This is a genomic window from Cellulosimicrobium sp. KWT-B, from assembly GCF_002127155.1.
Taxonomy (GTDB): domain Bacteria; phylum Actinomycetota; class Actinomycetes; order Actinomycetales; family Cellulomonadaceae; genus Cellulosimicrobium; species Cellulosimicrobium funkei.
In genome coordinates, this window is sequence record NZ_NEDO01000002.1 from 514,261 (window position 1) to 530,380 (window position 16,120).

15 protein-coding genes are annotated in these 16,120 nt (G+C 76.7%); 9 read left to right on the forward strand and 6 right to left on the reverse strand.

The genetic code is table 11. The features are described from left to right. The first annotated feature begins 401 nt into the window (after positions 1-401). The gene (locus B9L22_RS08460) at positions 402-2,663 is read left to right on the forward strand and encodes a hypothetical protein (RefSeq protein ID WP_086149994.1); all 2,262 of its coding nucleotides are present in this window, start codon (positions 402-404) and stop codon (positions 2,661-2,663) included. A gap of 134 nt (positions 2,664-2,797) precedes the next feature. Here the strand turns inward: B9L22_RS08460 and B9L22_RS08465 are convergent, their stop codons facing one another. The 3 genes from B9L22_RS08465 to B9L22_RS08475 form a co-directional block, all read right to left on the reverse strand. Then, a complete protein-coding gene (locus B9L22_RS08465; RefSeq protein WP_143317191.1) occupies positions 2,798-3,478 on the reverse strand; it encodes a hypothetical protein in 681 nt (226 codons plus the stop codon). A 71-nt stretch (positions 3,479-3,549) separates the two neighbouring features. Then, complete coding sequence (locus tag B9L22_RS08470) at positions 3,550-5,241, reverse strand: tetratricopeptide repeat protein (protein WP_086149996.1); 1,692 nt, start codon at positions 5,239-5,241, stop codon at positions 3,550-3,552. Between the two features lie 19 nt (positions 5,242-5,260). After that, the gene (locus tag B9L22_RS08475; protein WP_086149997.1) at positions 5,261-6,703 is read right to left on the reverse strand and encodes a 26S protease regulatory subunit; all 1,443 of its coding nucleotides are present in this window, start codon (positions 6,701-6,703) and stop codon (positions 5,261-5,263) included. Between the two features lie 161 nt (positions 6,704-6,864). Between B9L22_RS08475 and B9L22_RS20475 the strand changes: the two genes are divergently transcribed. From B9L22_RS20475 to B9L22_RS08490, 4 genes are all read left to right on the forward strand, one after another. After that, positions 6,865-7,317: a hypothetical protein gene (locus B9L22_RS20475; protein ID WP_233139889.1), complete on the forward strand. Its 453-nt coding sequence runs from the start codon at positions 6,865-6,867 to the stop codon at positions 7,315-7,317. Next, positions 7,314-7,670: a transcriptional regulator gene (locus tag B9L22_RS20480; RefSeq protein WP_233139891.1), complete on the forward strand. Its 357-nt coding sequence runs from the start codon at positions 7,314-7,316 to the stop codon at positions 7,668-7,670. Before B9L22_RS20475 ends, B9L22_RS20480 begins: the two co-directional genes overlap by 4 nt. Before the next feature lie 86 nt (positions 7,671-7,756). Continuing rightward, positions 7,757-8,395 carry a DNA-3-methyladenine glycosylase I gene (locus B9L22_RS08485; protein ID WP_086149998.1) on the forward strand — a complete coding sequence of 213 codons (639 nt, stop codon included), beginning with the start codon at positions 7,757-7,759 and terminating at the stop codon, positions 8,393-8,395. A 57-nt stretch (positions 8,396-8,452) separates the two neighbouring features. Continuing rightward, entirely contained in the window at positions 8,453-9,895 is a 1,443-nt protein-coding gene (locus tag B9L22_RS08490) for an L-serine ammonia-lyase (protein WP_086150233.1), read from the forward strand. Between the two features lie 12 nt (positions 9,896-9,907). Here the strand turns inward: B9L22_RS08490 and B9L22_RS08495 are convergent, their stop codons facing one another. Both B9L22_RS08495 and B9L22_RS08500 read right to left on the reverse strand, forming a co-directional pair. Continuing rightward, entirely contained in the window at positions 9,908-10,450 is a 543-nt protein-coding gene (locus B9L22_RS08495; RefSeq protein ID WP_021483787.1) for a DapH/DapD/GlmU-related protein, read from the reverse strand. Between the two features lie 20 nt (positions 10,451-10,470). After that, positions 10,471-11,775 carry a glycosyltransferase gene (locus tag B9L22_RS08500; protein ID WP_086149999.1) on the reverse strand — a complete coding sequence of 435 codons (1,305 nt, stop codon included), beginning with the start codon at positions 11,773-11,775 and terminating at the stop codon, positions 10,471-10,473. 152 nt (positions 11,776-11,927) lie between these two features. Between B9L22_RS08500 and B9L22_RS08505 the strand changes: the two genes are divergently transcribed. The 4 genes from B9L22_RS08505 (at position 11,928) to B9L22_RS08520 (ending at position 15,511) form a co-directional block, all read left to right on the forward strand. Then, positions 11,928-12,578, forward strand: a complete 651-nt coding sequence (locus B9L22_RS08505; protein ID WP_233139892.1) for a TetR/AcrR family transcriptional regulator — start codon at positions 11,928-11,930, stop codon at positions 12,576-12,578. Between the two features lie 39 nt (positions 12,579-12,617). Further along, positions 12,618-13,217, forward strand: a complete 600-nt coding sequence (locus B9L22_RS08510) for a molybdopterin-dependent oxidoreductase (protein ID WP_086150001.1) — start codon at positions 12,618-12,620, stop codon at positions 13,215-13,217. Then, entirely contained in the window at positions 13,210-14,070 is an 861-nt protein-coding gene (locus B9L22_RS08515; RefSeq protein ID WP_086150002.1) for a ferredoxin reductase, read from the forward strand. Before B9L22_RS08510 ends, B9L22_RS08515 begins: the two co-directional genes overlap by 8 nt. A gap of 112 nt (positions 14,071-14,182) precedes the next feature. After that, positions 14,183-15,511 carry a serpin family protein gene (locus B9L22_RS08520; RefSeq protein WP_086150003.1) on the forward strand — a complete coding sequence of 443 codons (1,329 nt, stop codon included), beginning with the start codon at positions 14,183-14,185 and terminating at the stop codon, positions 15,509-15,511. Here the strand turns inward: B9L22_RS08520 and B9L22_RS08525 are convergent. After that, entirely contained in the window at positions 15,492-16,070 is a 579-nt protein-coding gene (locus B9L22_RS08525; protein ID WP_086150004.1) for a pyridoxamine 5'-phosphate oxidase family protein, read from the reverse strand. The genes B9L22_RS08520 and B9L22_RS08525 overlap by 20 nt on opposite strands. Between the last annotated feature and the right edge of the window lie 50 nt (positions 16,071-16,120).

A 16,120-nucleotide genomic window follows, 5' to 3' on the forward strand; every position in this document is an offset into this window, starting at 1 on the left:
GCTGGTCGGGCGCGTCGTCGAGCACCGCCCTACCTTCGCCGATGAGTACCAAGATCGCCTCATGAGCGGCGCGGCTCCGGCTCCGGACGGCAGCGCTCGGGCTCGTCTCCGGCGCCCCGGACGGGCGGCCGTTGCTCCGAGCGACGGACTCGCGCACGGAGTACCTGATACTTCGGACCCGTGACCGAATCGTGACGGCAAAAGTACCTAGTACTCGCTGTCCGTGGTGTCCGGGGCGTTGCTAGCGTCGCTGGGGATCTACCTGCTACTCCACGTCCCGCCAACGGTGGCGGGCGCACCGGCGCACTCCCGCGCCGAGCAGACCGGTACCCGCCTCTCCCGCAGCTCTCCCCTCGTGCCGACCGCCCCGCGACGACGCCGGGCGTGAGGAAGGACGACAGATGACGCAGCACTCTCTCCGACCGTCACGCACGCACACGGTCCTCACCTCCGTCGCGCTCGCCGTGCTGGCCCTCGCGGTCGCCGGCCTGGTCGCGTTCCTCCTCGTGTACAACGGCAAGGTCGCCGACGGCGCGACCCGCCTCGACGACGGGGCCGCCGAGCTCGACGCGGGCGCCGCGACCCTCGCCGACGGCACGACCGAGGCCCAGGCCGGCGCGCAGCGTCTCGCCGCCGGCGCGGGCGACCTCGAGGCCGGCGCGGGCGACCTCTCCGCCGGCGCTCGGAAGGCGTCCGACGGCGCCACCCAGCTCGCCACGGGCGGCGCCACCGCGCTGGACGGCGCGACCGAGCTCGCCGCCGGGGCGGACGAGCTCAACGCCGGGGCGGCACGCCTCGCCGCCGGGGTGGGCGACGCCGCGAGCGGCGCGGCCCGCCTCGCCGCGGGCAGCAAGGACCTCGACTCCGGGGCGGCACGCCTCGCCGCGGGGAACGCCCGTGCCGCCGACGGCGCGTCCCAGATCGCGTCGGGTGCGGGCACCCTGAAGGACGGCGCGGCCGAGCTCTTCGCCGGGAACGCGACGGCCGCGCAGGGTGCCGGGCTGCTCGCCGAGGGCACCTCGGCGCTCGCCAGCGGCGCGTCCGACCTCGCCGACGGCACGGCACGGCTCGCCGTCGGGGCGAGCACCGTCGCGGACGGCGCGTCGACGGTCACCACGGGCCTCACCGGCGCCGCGTCCGGCGCGCGCGATCTCGCGACCGGGGCGAGCAGCGTCTCGGCGGGCGCGTCGACCCTGCGCGACGGCGTCGCCGCCACCGCCCGGGGCGCGGGCTCGCTCGCACCGGGCGCGGCGACGGTCGCGGCGGGCGCCGAGCAGCTGTCCGCCGGAGCGAGCTCGTTGCAGGCCGGCACGGCGCTCCTTGCGCCGGGCGCGCAGCAGGTCGCGGCGGCGTCCTTCCAGCTCCGGGACGGCGCGACCGGACTCGCGGCAGGTCTGTCCACGGCTCGCGACGGCGCCGTCCGCCTGGCCGACGGGACGCGTTCGGTGGCCGAGGGTGCCGACCAGGTCCACGCGGGCGCGGACTCCCTCGCCGCACAGCTCCAGGGGCTGGCCGCGGCGACCGACGACCCGGCCCTCAAGGCGAGGCTCGACGCGCTCGCGGGTGCGGCGGGCTCGGTGCGCGACGGCGCGGCGCGGGTCGACGCCGGCGCAGGAGGGCTCGTCGCCGGCGCGTCCGCCCTGCGCGACGGGCTCGCGGGCGACTCCGGCGCCGCAGCGGGCGCGGCCCGGCTCGAGGCGGGTCTTCGGGACCTCAGCACCGGAGCCGCACGGGTGTCCACCGGCGCCCAGGAGGCGGACGCGGGCGCGACGCGGCTCGCGGAGGGCGCGGCCGGGCTCGCCACCGGCGCCGCCGCGGTCTCCGGCGGGGCGCAGAGCCTCGCCGCCGGGACGGCGCAGCTCTTCGGAGGGGCCGACGCTCTCGCTGCTGGCGCGAGCACGGTCTCGGCCGGCAACGCCTCGCTCGCCGGGGCGACCCGCGCCCTCGCCGACGGCGCTGCGAAGGTGTCGGGCGGCGCGACGACCTTGGCCGCCGGGAACGCGGCGTCGGCAGACGGCGCCGCCCGTCTCGCCGCCGGGAACACCGACGCCGCCGACGCCTCGGCAGCGCTCGCCGAGGGCACGGCTCGCCTGGCCGACGGCGCCTCCCGGGTCGCCGGCGGCAACGCCCAGCTCGCCACCAAGACCTCCGAGCTCGCCGCAGGCGCGTCGGAGCTCGCGTCCGGCGCCGCCGACCTCAAGGCCGGGACGGCGAAGGCCGCGACCGGCGCGAGCGACCTCTCCGCCGGGACGGTGCGGCTGCGCACGGGCGCAGGTGACCTGTTCGGCGGGACCACGCGGCTGGAGGACGGGACGTTGCGCCTGCAGAACGGGCTCACGACCCTCTCGACGGGCGCGACGACCCTCGCGGCGGGCAACGCGGCGCTGGCCGAGGGCTCCGCGACGCTGCACGCCGGAACGACGACCCTCGCCGACGGCGCGTCCGACCTGCACGATGGCAGCACCCGCATCGCCGACGGCGCGGCCACGCTCGCGGATGGCACGGGCACCCTCTCCGACGGCACGACGGAGCTCAAGGACAGCGTCGAGAACAGCCCCGTCGGACGGGTGTCGCTCGGCATGTCGGCGCTGGTCGGCGGATCCGTGCTCGCGGGCGTCGCGGGCGTCGGGCTCGGGCTGCGCCGTCGGCTCGCGGCGGTCTGACGGACCGGCGCGCACGGCCGGGCGGCGTCCTCGCCGCCCGGCCCTCGGCTCGGGGGCGGCCTCACGTCGACGGTGCCGCCCTCGCGGGCGGCGGTCCCGGTGGACAGGACTCCGGGGTCGCCGCCCTTCTCTCGCTACCGGGCTGCGGGCCCGCCGGCGCGGCGCGCCGCCGCGTAGCCGCGAGCGCGCAGCGCGTCCTCCCAGCCGTACGTGCCGAGGTGGCGCGGCGCGTGACCGGTGGGGTCGAACCGGACCTCGGGGTCGTCGCCGTCGCGCGCGGAACCCGTCTCGGGGCCGTGCAGCTCGATCGCGCCGAACCGGTGCCAGGCGCCGAGCGGGGTCGCCTCCAGCACCTCGAGCACCGGCGTGCCGACGGCCCGCGCCGCGTCGTGGTCCGGCCGCAGGGCGAGCACGCGGGGACCGTGCGGCGACCGCAGCGGCATGAGCGTCGACAGCCAGCCGCCCAGCAGCGCGCGGCGCGGCACGAGGAGGAAGCGCGTGAGCCGCCCCCTCCCCGAGGAGGCGAACAGGACGTCCTGGGGCGCGCCGTCGTCGGTCCAGCGCACGGCGATCCCGACGACGTCCGGGAGCCCGCGCGGGAGGCCTGCCCCGAGGGACACGCGCACCGTGACGGGCGTGCGGCCCTGCGGGACGCTGACCGCGCCCGCCTCGTCCTCCGCGACGACGAGCGTGCCGCGGAGCAGCACGCCGCGCGCGTGCATCGGGCGGCCGCCGCGCACGCTCGCGACCGTGCCGGTCACGGCCGCGAGCGCCGCGCCGACGGGTCGAGAGAGCGTCTCCACGAGTCCTGCCACGCGGCCACGGTCGCACCGCCCCGGGTCACCCGCACGGCCGCGGGCTCGTCACCCGCCCGGGGTGCCGGGGATCAGGGGGTCTGCTGCCCCGTGGAGCCCGGCGCCTGGAGATCCGGGAGGTCCGGGAGGTCCGGCACGTCGAACGTGGGGACGTCGATCGTCGGGACGTCGAGCTCGCCCATCCGCTCCTGGAGCTCCTCCTGGCGGACCCGGTTGTTCTCCTGGAGGCACGCGAGACGCGCGGCGGGGCGCCCGGTGCACTCCTGCACGGCCGAGCCCGGGTCGCGCGGGGCGCGCTCCTCCTGGGCGTAGCGGCCGTCGGCGTCGTGCTCGTCGGGGGCGGCGGGCAGCGCGGCGAGCGCGGCCGCCTCGGCGAGCAGCAGCAGGACCGTGACGAGGACGAGGACGGCGCCGCCCAGCCCCGCGCGGACCGCGGCGGCCGTGCTCACGGGCGGGCGCTCGTCGGACACCGCGCGCTGCCGGGCCGCGACGCGCCACGCGGCCCACATCCCGACGACGAGCGGCAGCACGTACGCCACCGCGGCGAGCGCCGCCACGGGGCGCGCGTCCTCGCGCGCGACCGCGCCCGGGCCGATGCTCCCGACGACGACCGCGACGATCCCGAGGACGACGGCACGGCGCACGACGGCGCCCCGCAGGCTCGCCCGCAGGGCCGTGATCCGCACGGCTCCCGCTGTCCCGGGCGGCAGGTACCCGAGCTCGCGCGCCTGCGTGAACATCGCCGCGTGCAGCACCGCCGAGGTCACGGTCGTCAGGGCGAGCACGACCCCGAGCCCGACGAGGAACCAGCGGACGGCGACGGCGTCGCGCACGAGGTAGAGCAGGGCGAGGCCCGCGAGGACGCCCGCCCACCCGACGGCGATCGCCACGACGGTGCCGCCGCGGAACGGGGTCCGACGCAGGGTGCGGCGCAGCAGCCCGCGCGGGACCTGGAGCAGGACGGGCAGGACGCGCAGCGCGGTCACGGCCGTCCACAGGAGCACGACGACCCCCCAGACCGGCACGCTGCCCACGTGCGCGTCGCTCATCGCGAAGGCGACGACGAGGGCGACCGCCCCGACGAGCAGGACCGGCATCTCGACGAGCCGCAGCACCTGCTGCCACACGCTGAGGTGCAGCAGGTACCCGGCCTCGGCGTGCTCGGGGTTCATGGCGAGGACGCCGCTGTACCCCTGGGCGCTGCGGCTCGCGTCGAGCGCGAGGGCCGCGTCGAGGTAGAGGAGGTCCTCGTGCTCCGGCGCGACGGCGAGCCCCTGCCGCACGAGGGCGCGCGCCCGGTCGTCGTCCCCGAGGCGCGACCACAGGCGGGCAGCCTGCGCGAGCCGGTCCGGGGCCTCGGGGGCGAGCTCGAGCGCCGAGGCGATGCGCTCGCGCGCGAGCCGCCGGTCGGCGCCGCGCACGCGCCCCGAGAGGAGGGCGTCGGCGAGCTGGAGGTGGTAGCGCGCGTCGTCGGGGTCGAGCTCGAGCGCGCGGCGTGCGGCGTCGCGCGCGCCCGGGACGTCACCGGTGTTCTGGCGCGCGACCGACAGCAGGTAGAGCGCGCCGTCGGCCGCGGGCTGGGCGGCGACCACCTGCTCCAGGAGGTGCAGCCGCACCCACGCGGCGGCGAGGAGGAGCCGCGGGTCGTCGGGGACGGTCGCGAGCGCCTCGTCGACCTCGTCGAGCGCGCGCTCGGGCCGCCCCATCTGGACGAGCATCTCGACGCGCGCGCCGACGGCGCGCGGGTCGGTGGTCGTGGTCACCGTCGGCTGCCTCGCCCTCTCAGAGCATGCGCCGCGCGCGCAGGTACGCGGCGAGCTCGTCGTAGCGGCCGTCGTTGTTCGCAAACGTCACGACGTTCCGCGCGGACTGGAGCCACGCCGTCGTGGAGGGCCGCACGTCCGCGAGCGCCGACTCCATGTCGGCCATCGTGACGGGTCGCACCTGGCCGGACGCGATCGAGTCCATCATCGCCTTCTCGGCCGCCGTGGCCGCCAGGTGCTCCAGGTCCGCACCGGAGAACCCCTCGGTGCGCTGCACGACGGCGCCCAGGTCGATCCCGGCGACGGGCCGCCCCGCGAGGTGGTGGCGCAGGATGGCCTCGCGCGCGGGCTCGTCGGGCGGCAGGACGAGCACGACGCGGTCGAACCGGCCCGGGCGCAGGAGCGCGGTGTCGACGTCCCACGGGTGGTTGGTCGCGCCGAGCACGAACAGGCCGTCGTTGTCGGAGCCGATGCCGTCCATCTCCTGGAGGAGCTGGTTGACGACCGTCCGCATGCCCGACGAACCGGAGTACTGCGCGCGCCTGCCGCCGATCGCGTCGACCTCGTCGAGGAACAGGACGGCCGGCGCGAGCTGTCGCGCGCGCTGGAACAGGGCGTGGAGGTTCTGCTCGCTCTCCCCGATGTACTTGTCGAGGATGTCCGCGAGCGTCACCGTGAGGAACCGCGCGCCGAGCTCGCCCGCGACCGCGCGCGCCATGTACGTCTTGCCGGTGCCGGGCGGCCCGTAGAGCAGCAGGCCGCCGCGCAGCGACTTGCCGAACGCCTGCGCGATGGCCTGGTGGCGCATCGGCTCCAGGAACGCCTCGCGGATGCGCTTCTTCACCGGCTCCAAGCCGCCGACGTCGGCGAGCGTCACCGTCTCGCGCGAGACCTCGAGCAGGCCCGACCCGTCGTCGGGGGCGTCGTCGCGCGCGGGCACGAGGAACGGCTGCCCGCCCCCGGGTGCGGGGTCGGCGCCCTCCTGCGGGGGCGTCGGGCCCGGGTCGGCGGGAGCGGGGGCGACGGCCGGTTCCTCGACGAAGGGCGGCGGGACGCGCACGTCGAGCTCGTCCTCCAGCCGGTCCCAGTCGATGCCCGACGCCGGGCTCCCCGGCCCGGCGGGAGCGCCCTGCCCGGGGTGGTCGGACGGCGCCGGGTGATCGGACGGCGCACGGTCGCCGGACGGCGCAGGGTCGCCCGGCGCGTGCCCGGGGTCGCCCGGCGCGTGCCCGGGCGCGGCGTCTCCCGGTCGCGACGCCGCCGCGGCGGACGCGGCCGCCTCCTGCACGAGCCGCAGCGCCTCGTCGTCGGCGGGGTCGATCCGGAGCCCGGCGCTGGCCTGCTCGAGCGCCTCGACGGGACGCCCCGCGGCGAGCAGGAGGCTCGCGTAGTGCACGCGCAGCGGCGCGCTCGCGGGCGCTGCCGCGACGGCGGCGGCGAGCGCGGCCAGGGCGTCGGACATGGGTGCTCCTCGGGGACGGCGGTCGGGACGACGGCGTCGTGCGGCCCGGGGCGGGGCACGGCCGGGGACCAGTGTGCACGGGACCGGTGACGCGCACGATAGGGAGAGGTCCCCATGGAAACCACTTGCCATGATGGAAAGTAGATGCTTCGATGGCATCCATGAGCACCGACGACACGACCTCCCCGGCGCCCCTCGACGCGGCAGCCGCTCTCGACCGTGCCGACCGCCTCGCCGGCGCCACGCGGGCGCGCGGGTGGCGGTGGGTCCGGCTCTACCTGACGGGGTGGGCCGTCGCGAGCGTCGGGCTGGTGCTCGCGATCGGGCTCGGCGGCCGCGTCGGCTTCGTCGTCGGCATGGCGGCCTGGGTCGCGATCGTCACCGTCGGCGCCACGTGGGCGGGGCGGCAGGGCGCCCTGGCCGTCGGTACGCGACGCCGGATCGCCGTCGGCGCCGTGTCCTGGGCCGTGGTCTACGGGGCCGTGCTCGTCGCCGGGCTGGTGGTGTGGCCCGGCTCCGTGGCGTACTGGGTGCCCGCGGCGCTCGTGAGCGCCGTCCCGCTGCTCGTCGCGGCGTGGCGGCCCGCCCCGCGGGACGCGGCGGTGACGGCGTGACGACGCACCGTCCCCCGGCGGGTGACGGCTCCGCCGTCGAGCACCACCCGCGCCACACGCTCGACGAGGTGATCCACTCCCCCGTGCGCCTCTCCGTCGTCGCCGCGCTCTCGGGCGTCGAGAAGGCGGACTTCCGGACCCTGCGCGACACCATCGAGCTGTCCGACTCGACCCTGTCGAAGCAGCTCACGGTGCTCGAGGACGCCGGGTACGTCGAGATCAGCAAGGAGCGTGCCGGACGACGCGCGCGCACCTGGGTGCGCCTCACGCCCGCCGGCGCCGCCGCCCTGCGCGCGCACCTCGACGCGCTGCGCGCGATCGCGGAGGTCGCGCTGCCCCCGGCCGACGCCTGACCACAGGTTCCTCGCCGCGCGCGTCCGGACGCGCGCCGTCCACAGGGACCCCGTGGGTGTCGGCGGGAGGCGGCAGAGTGGGGCGCATGACGACCGAGACCGACGTGTCCACCCCGCTCGCCGTGCCCGACGACGCGCCGCCCGCGCCGCGCCCCGGCACCCGCTGCTTCGGCGACGGCGACCCGCTCTACGAGGAGTACCACGACACCGAGTGGGGGGTACCGGTGCACGGGGACACCGCGCTGTTCGAGCGCCTGGTCCTCGAGGGCTTCCAGTCCGGGCTGTCCTGGATCACGGTGCTGCGCAAGCGACCGGCGTTCCGCGAGGTGTTCGCCGGGTTCGACCCCGCGGCGGTCGCGGCGTTCGACGAGCCCGACGTCGAGCGGCTCCTGGCGGACGCCCGCATCATCCGCAACCGCCAGAAGATCACGGCGACGATCGACAACGCGCGGGCGCTCCTCGCGCTGCAGGCCGGCGGCGGCTCGCTCGACGAGGTGGTGTGGTCGTTCGCACCGCCCGCCCGCTCCGGCCGGCCCGCCACGTGGGGCGACGTCCCGAGCACGAGCCCGGAGTCGGTCGCCCTGTCGAAGGCGCTCAAGAAGCACGGTTTCCGGTTCGTCGGGCCCACGACGGCGTACGCGGCCATGCAGGCGTGCGGCCTGGTGGACGACCACCTCGCGACGTGCCCCGTCGTGCTGGGCCGGTCCGCCTCCGCACGGTCGTGACCGATCCGCTATAGCAAAATCCGCCCGCATCGTGGACGAGGTGCGACCATGGTGGGCATGAGCGCCTACGTCTCGGTCCTCGACCTGTTCTCCGTCGGCGTCGGCCCGTCGAGCTCGCACACCGTCGGGCCGATGCGCGCGGCGAAGGCGTTCGTCACGTCCTTGGCCGCGGACGACGCGCTCGGCACCGTGGCCGGGCTGCGGATCGTGCTGTGCGGCTCGCTCGGCGCGACGGGCGTCGGCCGCGGGACGCCGGACGCCGTCGTCGCGGGCCTGCTCGGCCTCGACCCCGAGACGTGCGACCCGGCGCGCGTGCCCGGGTCGTGGGAGAAGCTCGGCGACGGCGCGCCCGTCACGCTCCTGGGCCGCCACCGCATCACCATGACCAGCGACGACGTGCGCCTCGCGCCGCTGACGCGCATGCCCGGTCACCCCAACGGGATGCGCTTCACCGCGCTCGACGCCGACGGCGCGACGGTCGCCGAGGAGGCGTACTACTCCGTCGGCGGCGGGTTCGTCCTCACCGCGGCCGAGCTCGAGGCAGCCGCCGCGAACGAGGCCGCCCAGGTCGGGGCCGAGCTCGCGGGCGAGGCGATCGACCCGCGGACCGAGCCGGACGGCGTGCCGTTCCCGTTCGCCAACGCGGCCGAGCTCCTCGCGGTGTGCGAGCGCGAGCGGACGTCCGTCGCCGCGGTCGCCTGGGCCAACGAGACCGCCCTGCGCCCGGCGGCCGAGGTCGAGGCGGGCGTCGACCGGATCTGGGACACGATGAGCGCGTGCGTCGACGCCGGGCTGGAGCGCGACGGCGTCCTGCCCGGACGGCTCAAGGTCCGGCGTCGGGCCCGCGCGCAGCGCGAGCGCCTCGAGCTGGCCGACGAGCGCGGCGCCGACACGACGATCGAGTGGCTCCAGGCCTTCGCGATGGCCGTCAACGAGGAGAACGCCGACGGGCGGCGCGTCGTGACCGCCCCGACGAACGGCGCGGCCGGGATCATCCCGGCCGTCGGGCGGCACTTCCTGCGCACGCACCCGGACGTCGCCGCCGACCCGGCCCGCCGTCGTCGGGCGATGCGCACGTACCTGCTCACCGCCGCCGCCATCGGCGCGCTGTACAAGCGCAACGCCTCCATCTCCGGCGCGGAGGCCGGCTGCCAGGGCGAGGTCGGGTCGGCCTGCTCCATGGCCGCCGGCGCCGTCTGCGCGGTGCTCGGCGGGACGCCCGCCCAGGTCGAGAACGCGGCCGAGATCGCGATGGAGCACAACCTCGGCCTCACGTGCGACCCCGTCGGGGGGCTCGTCCAGGTCCCGTGCATCGAGCGCAACGCCATCGCCGCGTGCACCGCCGTGTCCGCCGCGCGCCTCGCGCTCCAGGGCGACGGCTCGCACGTCGTCTCGCTGGACACCGTCATCGAGACCATGCGCCAGACGGGCGTCGACATGTCGACCAAGTACAAGGAGACCTCGACGGGCGGCCTTGCGGTCAACGTGGTCGAGTGCTGAGCCGGCGGTCCCTCACCAGGTGCGGCGGACGTCCGCCCGCGGCCCGGTCACGAGGCTGCGCGGCGGCACGTCGTCGGTGACGACGGCGCCCGCGGCGACGACGGCGTCGCGACCGATGGTCACGCCGGGCAGGATGGTCGCGCCCGCGCCGATCCACACGTTCTCGTGGACGTCGATCGGGCCGCCGGTGAGCCAGACCTTGCGGTCGTCGGTGTCGACGGGGTGGCCGACGGTGATGAACGTGACCCGCGGTGCGACCAGCACGCGGTCGGCGAGCCGGATGCCCGCGTAGTCGAGGAACGTGCAGTTCTGGTTGACGAAGACCCGCTCACCGAGGTCGAGGTGCAGTCCGTGGTCGGTGAAGAACGGCGGGTAGATCGTCGTGCGCGGGGGCAGCGGCCGCCCGAGGATCTGCTCGAGGAGCCGGGCCTTGCCGTCCTCGTCGTCGAACGGGAGCACGTTGAGCCGCGAGGTGAGCGCGGTCGCCTCCAGCACACGCTCGGACATGGCGCGGAACTCGGGACCGTGGATGCGCATGAGCAGGTCGCTGGGCATCCCCCGATCCTCCTCCCCCGTCAGCGTGCGGCACGGGGCGCGGCGCGCCGGGCGACGGCCTCCTCCACGACCGCGACGACACCGTCCTCCCCCGGCGCGGCGGCGATGCGCTCGCCGAGGCGCGCGGCGGCCCGGGTGTACGCGGGGTCGTCGAGCAGGCGGCGCACCGCGCGTCGTACCTGGGCAGGTCGCGGTGTGCTGGTCCGCAACCGCACGCCCGTCCCGGTCCACGCGACGCGGGCCGCGACCTCCGCCTTGTCCTCCGTCTTCCCGGCGACGACGACGGGCACGCCGTGCCGCAGCGCGTGGTGCACGCCCCCGTAGCCACCGTTCGTCACGAGGACCGACGTGCGCGGGAGCAGCGCGTCGTACGGGAGGTACTCGGCGGCGCGCGCGTTCGCGGGCAGCGTGCCGAGCGTCTCGACGGGCCGCCCGCCGGTGGCGGCGACGACGAGCACGTCCTCGTCCGCGAGCGCGCGCAGGGTCGGGACGAGGAGCTGGTGCGGATCCTCGTTCGCGACGGTGCCCTGCGTGACGTGGACGACGGGTCGGCGGGTGCCGAGGTCGTCCCACCAGGCGGGGAGGTCGCCGTGCGCGGCGACGGGTCGCGGCGGGCCGACGAACCGGACGGGCGTGACGACGTCGGGCCGCGGGTACTCGAGCTCGGGGACGGTGAGCTGCACGACGGCGTCCGCGTCGGCGGGCCAGCCCAGGAAGAACGTGTCGCTCGGGGTGGCGCCGGTCGCGCGCACCATGTCCTGCGCGGCGCGCTGCGGCGCGGCGAACGCGACGCCCTCGACGAACCGGTGCAGCGCCCGGTTGCGCAGCACCCCGAGCGGCCCGCGCGCGGGCAGCACGCCGAGGCCGAACGGTGCGGTGAGGTCGCTCTTCAGCCCGAGCGGGAAGATGCCCAGCGCGAGCACGGGAGGGCGCCGGTCGGCCGGGGTGGCGACGAGCGCCATCGCGCCGAGGAACAGGGGCTCGACGAGCACGACGTCGGCCGGGCGCGCGGCGAGGGCGTCGGCGACGGCGCGGTGCTGCGCGGCGCCCGGCCGGACGAAGATCTCGAGCATGTCGTGGCGGATCGCGTCGAGACCGGTGCGCCCTGCACGGCCCGGGAACGCGGCCGCGAGGTCGCGGTCGTCGAAGTCGACGGCGGCGGGCAGCGGCACATGCTCGGCGCCGGCCGCCTCCACGGCCGCGGCGAAGCGCGCGCCGGTGAGGAACCGGACCTCGTGGCCGTGGGCGACGAGCGCGCGCGTGACCGCGAGCAGCGGGGTGACGTGAGCGTGCACGGGGGTGGAGCAGAGCAGGACGGTGGCCATCGGTGTGCCTCTCTCGGGCGGCGCGGGACGCGCCGGTCGGACGGGAAGGGCGCGGGACCGGGCCGTCCGCGCGAGGACGCCGAGGGGGAGGCGGCGTGTGAGAAGATCGGTAACCGTCAGGAGTATTCATCACCCTAGAGGGGTAGTCAATAGTGGTCCCCCGCGCCTACACGTCTGACCTCCGCGCCGAGCAGGCCGCGCGCACTCGCGAGCGCGTCGTGCGCGCGGCGGCCGAGGAGCTCGCCGAGCGCGGCTACGAGCGCACGACCCTCGCGCGCGTCGCCGAGCGGGCGGGCGTGTCGCTCGAGACCGTCAAGGCGCACGGGCCCAAGCGCGCCCTGCTCCTCGCGGCCTTCGAGGTGACGTTCGCGGGGTCCGAGGGCCAGGAGTCGCTCGCCGCCCGGCCCGAGGGCCGCGCCGTCGCCGGGACCACCGACCCCGAGGCCTTCCTCGACGGGCTCGTCGTGCTCGTGGCGGCGGCGAACGAACGCGTCGCGGCCCTGTGGTCGGCGTTCACGTCGGCGGCCCGGTCGGACGAGGCCGTCGCCGCCGAGCTCGCGGCGCTCCTCGACCGCCGTCGCGCGGACCTGCGCGCGAGCGTCGACGTGCTCGCGGACCACGGGTTCCGGCTGCGCGCGCCGCGGGACGAGGCCGCCGAGACCCTGTCCTACCTCCTCGCGCCGGAGGGCTGGACGCACTTCGGAGCCGGTGCGGGCTGGTCGCGCGAGCGGTACCGCGCGTGGCTGCGCGACGCCGTCGTGCGCCTCGTCGCCGCACCGCCGCCAGGCGACGCGGTCGCCTGACCCCTGGCGCGGCCTGGCGGGCCGCGCCTACCGTGAGCCATGAGCACCCTCACCCCCGGCTTCCAGGGCCGGCCCCGCCCGCAGGGCGTGGCGCTCCCGCCGGGCCAGTACGTCGAGACCGGGTTCCCCGTGCTCTCGGCAGGGCCCACACCGCGCGTCGACACCGCGACCTGGCGCTTCGACGTCACCACCGAGACCGGCGCGACCCGCTCCTGGTCGTGGGCCGAGCTCCTGGCGCTCCCCCAGGACGAGCCGACCGTCGACATCCACTGCGTCACCCGCTGGTCGAAGTTCGGCACGTCCTGGCGCGGCGTCTCGCTCGACACGCTCCTCGGCGAGGTCGAGTCCACGGCCGACTTCGCGATGATCGGCTGCTACGGCGGCTACACGACGAACCTCCCGGTCGCCGAGCTGCTCGGCGGCAAGGCGTGGGTCGTGCACACGTTCGACGGCGCCCCGCTGCACCCCGTGCACGGCGGCCCCGCGCGGCTCCTCGTGCCGCACCTGTACTTCTGGAAGTCGGCGAAGTGGGTCAACAGCGTCACGCTCATGCCCATGGACCGGCAGGGCTTCTGGGAGCGGCTCGGCTACCACGACCTCGGCGACCCGTGGCGCGAGCAGAGGTACCAGGGTGACTGAGGCGCCCGTCCGCCTCGGCGCGCGGTACGCGACGCCGTCGCGCTGGCAGGTCGCGACGCTCGTCGACGCGTGGGCCGAGAGCCCGTCCGCGCGGACGCTCGTCCTCGAGGTCCCCGCGTGGCCCGGCCACCTCGCCGGCCAGCACGTCGACCTGCGCCTCACCGCGCCCGACGGCTACACCGCCGAGCGCAGCTACTCGATCGGCAGCGCCGCGACGCGCACCCCCCTGCCCGACGACGACCCCTCCCCGGGCGGTCCGCCCACCGTCCCGCAGGACGGCACGGTGCCCGACGGCGTCGCCCCCGCGCGCGTCGAGGTCACCGTCCAGCGGGTCCCCGGCGGCGAGGTCTCGACCTACCTCACCGACGCGTTCGCGGTGGGTGACGCGATCGAGCTGCGCGGGCCCGTCGGCGGGTGGTTCGTCTGGTCGCCGGAGCGCGATGCCGGGACTCCCGTGCTGCTCGCGGCGGGCGGCTCGGGCCTCGTCCCGCTCATGGCGATGCTCCGCACCCGGCGCGACGCCGGCGACCGCACGCCGTTCCGGCTCGTGTACTCGGTGCGGCGGCCGGAGGACGAGCTCTACGTCGACGACCTCGACCGCCTCGCCGCCGCGCACGACGGGCTCGACGTCCACGTCGTCCACACCCGTTCGACCCCGCTCGGCTCGATGCGCGGGCCCGGCCGCGTCGAGCGGCGCGAGCTCGCCGCGTGGGGCTGGCCGCCCGAGATCGAGCCCGCGTGCTTCGTGTGCGGGCCGACGGGGTTCGTCGAGGCCGTCGCACGGCAGCTCGTGGCGCTCGGCCACGACCCGGCGCGGATCAAGACCGAGCGCTTCGGGCCCGCGGTCGACTGACCGCGACGGGGCATCAGAGCGGCGGCGGTACCGCTGCGCAAGGATCGCGCCCCCGCCGACACAGTCGGAGAGAGGGCGGCGAGCGCGCCGCCCCCGACGGCCGGGGGGATCGATGACGACGACCGCAGGACCGCACCGGGAGCCGAGCCCGCCGCGGCGCACGCTGACCGCTCTGGCGACGACGGCTGCGCTGGCCGCGCTCACGGCGTGCGCGGGCGGCGTGCCGGCAGGCCCGGACCTGCCGCTCGCCACCGCCGACACCGCGCGGGACGTCGTGCGCGTGACCGACGCCGGCGCGACACCCCGCGTCGTCGACGCGACCGAACGGCTCGGCCTGACGATGCTCGCCGCGGCACCGCGCGACGGGAACGTCGTGGTGTCGCCCGCGAGCGCCGTCGTCGCGCTCTCGATGCTGGCCGAGGGCGCGCGGGGCGACACGGCGCTCACCCTCGACGACGTGCTCGGCGCGTCCGGCCAGGACCGGACGGACGCGGTCAACGCCCTCCTCGCGTCGCTCGACGCCTACGACGGCGACCCGGGGCAGGTCCGGGCGGACGAGCTCCCGGAGAAGCCTCTCGTGCACGTCGCGAACCAGGTCGTGCTCGACGACGAGGCCGAGGTCCACGAGCCCTACCTCGAGTCGCTCGCGGCCGGGTACGGCGCCGGGGTGCTGCACACGGACCTCGGGACGTCGTCGGGCATCGTGCCGCTCAGCGAGTGGGTCCGGTTCCACACCGGCGGGCTGATCGAGGAGAGCGCCATCGAGCCCGACGTCGACCTGCGCCTCGTGCTCCAGAACGCGGTCCTGTTCGCCGCCCGGTGGGAGGCACCGTTCGACGTGGGCGACACGGCGCCCTCGCCCTTCACGCTCCGGGGCGGCGACACGGTGGACGTGGAGTCGCTGCGGCTCACGGAGACGTGGGCGTACGCCGAGGACGACGGGTGGCGCGCGGTCCGGCTGCCGCACGTCGAGGGGTTCCACGCCGACGTCGTGCTCCCGCCCGAGGGAGTCGATCCGGCGTCCGTCGCGCCGGGGCGGCTCGTCGCGCTGCGGGAGACGCTGGACACGGCACCCCGGCTGACGGTCGCGCTCATCCTGCCGACGCTCGACGTCCCCGCCGAGGACCCGCTGGACCTCCGGCCCGCGCTCGCCGCCGCCGGGCTGGGCGGGCTCCTCGACCCGGCCACGCCGCCAGACCTCGGCGGCATCAGCGACGAGGAGCTCTACGTCTCGCAGGCGTGGCAGCAGGCGCTCCTCCAGGTCGACGCCGAGGGCACCGTCGCGGCGGCCGTCACCGAGGTCGGTGTCGGGGCGGTGTCGGCGGAGGCCGTGGCCGAGATCGTCACCTTCCGCGTGGACCGGCCCTACCTCTTCTCGGTGTCCTCCGACGACACCGGCTGGCCGCTCTTCACCGCGGCGATCAGGGACCCGCGGCACTGACGGCGCGGGGGCCCGGGCCGAACCGCCACCGCATCGCCGCGTGCTCGGACGTGCGCTCGTACGCGAACACGACCTCGGGCCGCACGGCGAAGACGAGCGCCGGGTCGCCGTCGTGGAGGAAAACGCCGTCCCCGACGTCGAACGCCCAGTCGTCGCCGTACTTGCAGCGCCACCGCTCGGCGAGGCGGTGCAGCGCGGCGTCGTCGGTGACGCGCGCGGCGGTGCCCTCGACGACGACGTCGAGCGCGTCCTCGTAGGCGTTCGTCCCGGTCGTGAGGACGACGCGCGCGTTCTCGGCCAGGTTGCGGGCCTTGCGCTCGTCCGGCCCGGTGGTCACGTGGAGGCGGCCGTCGGCGACGACCGTCATGAGCGGCGTCACGTGCGGGCGCCCGTCGGGGCGCACGGTCGAGATCCACGAGATCTCGGCCCGTTCGAGCGCGCCGCGCACCGTCTCCCACGGGACGGGGCGCGCGCCGGGAGAGCTGAAGCCGGGGACGAGCGTGCCCTCCGGCGCGTCGGGGGCGGCGGGTCGGGCGTCGGGCTGGTCGGCGGTGGTCATCGAGGTCCTCTCGTCGGTCCTGCCCCTGGGACCGACGAGCGCGCCCGGAC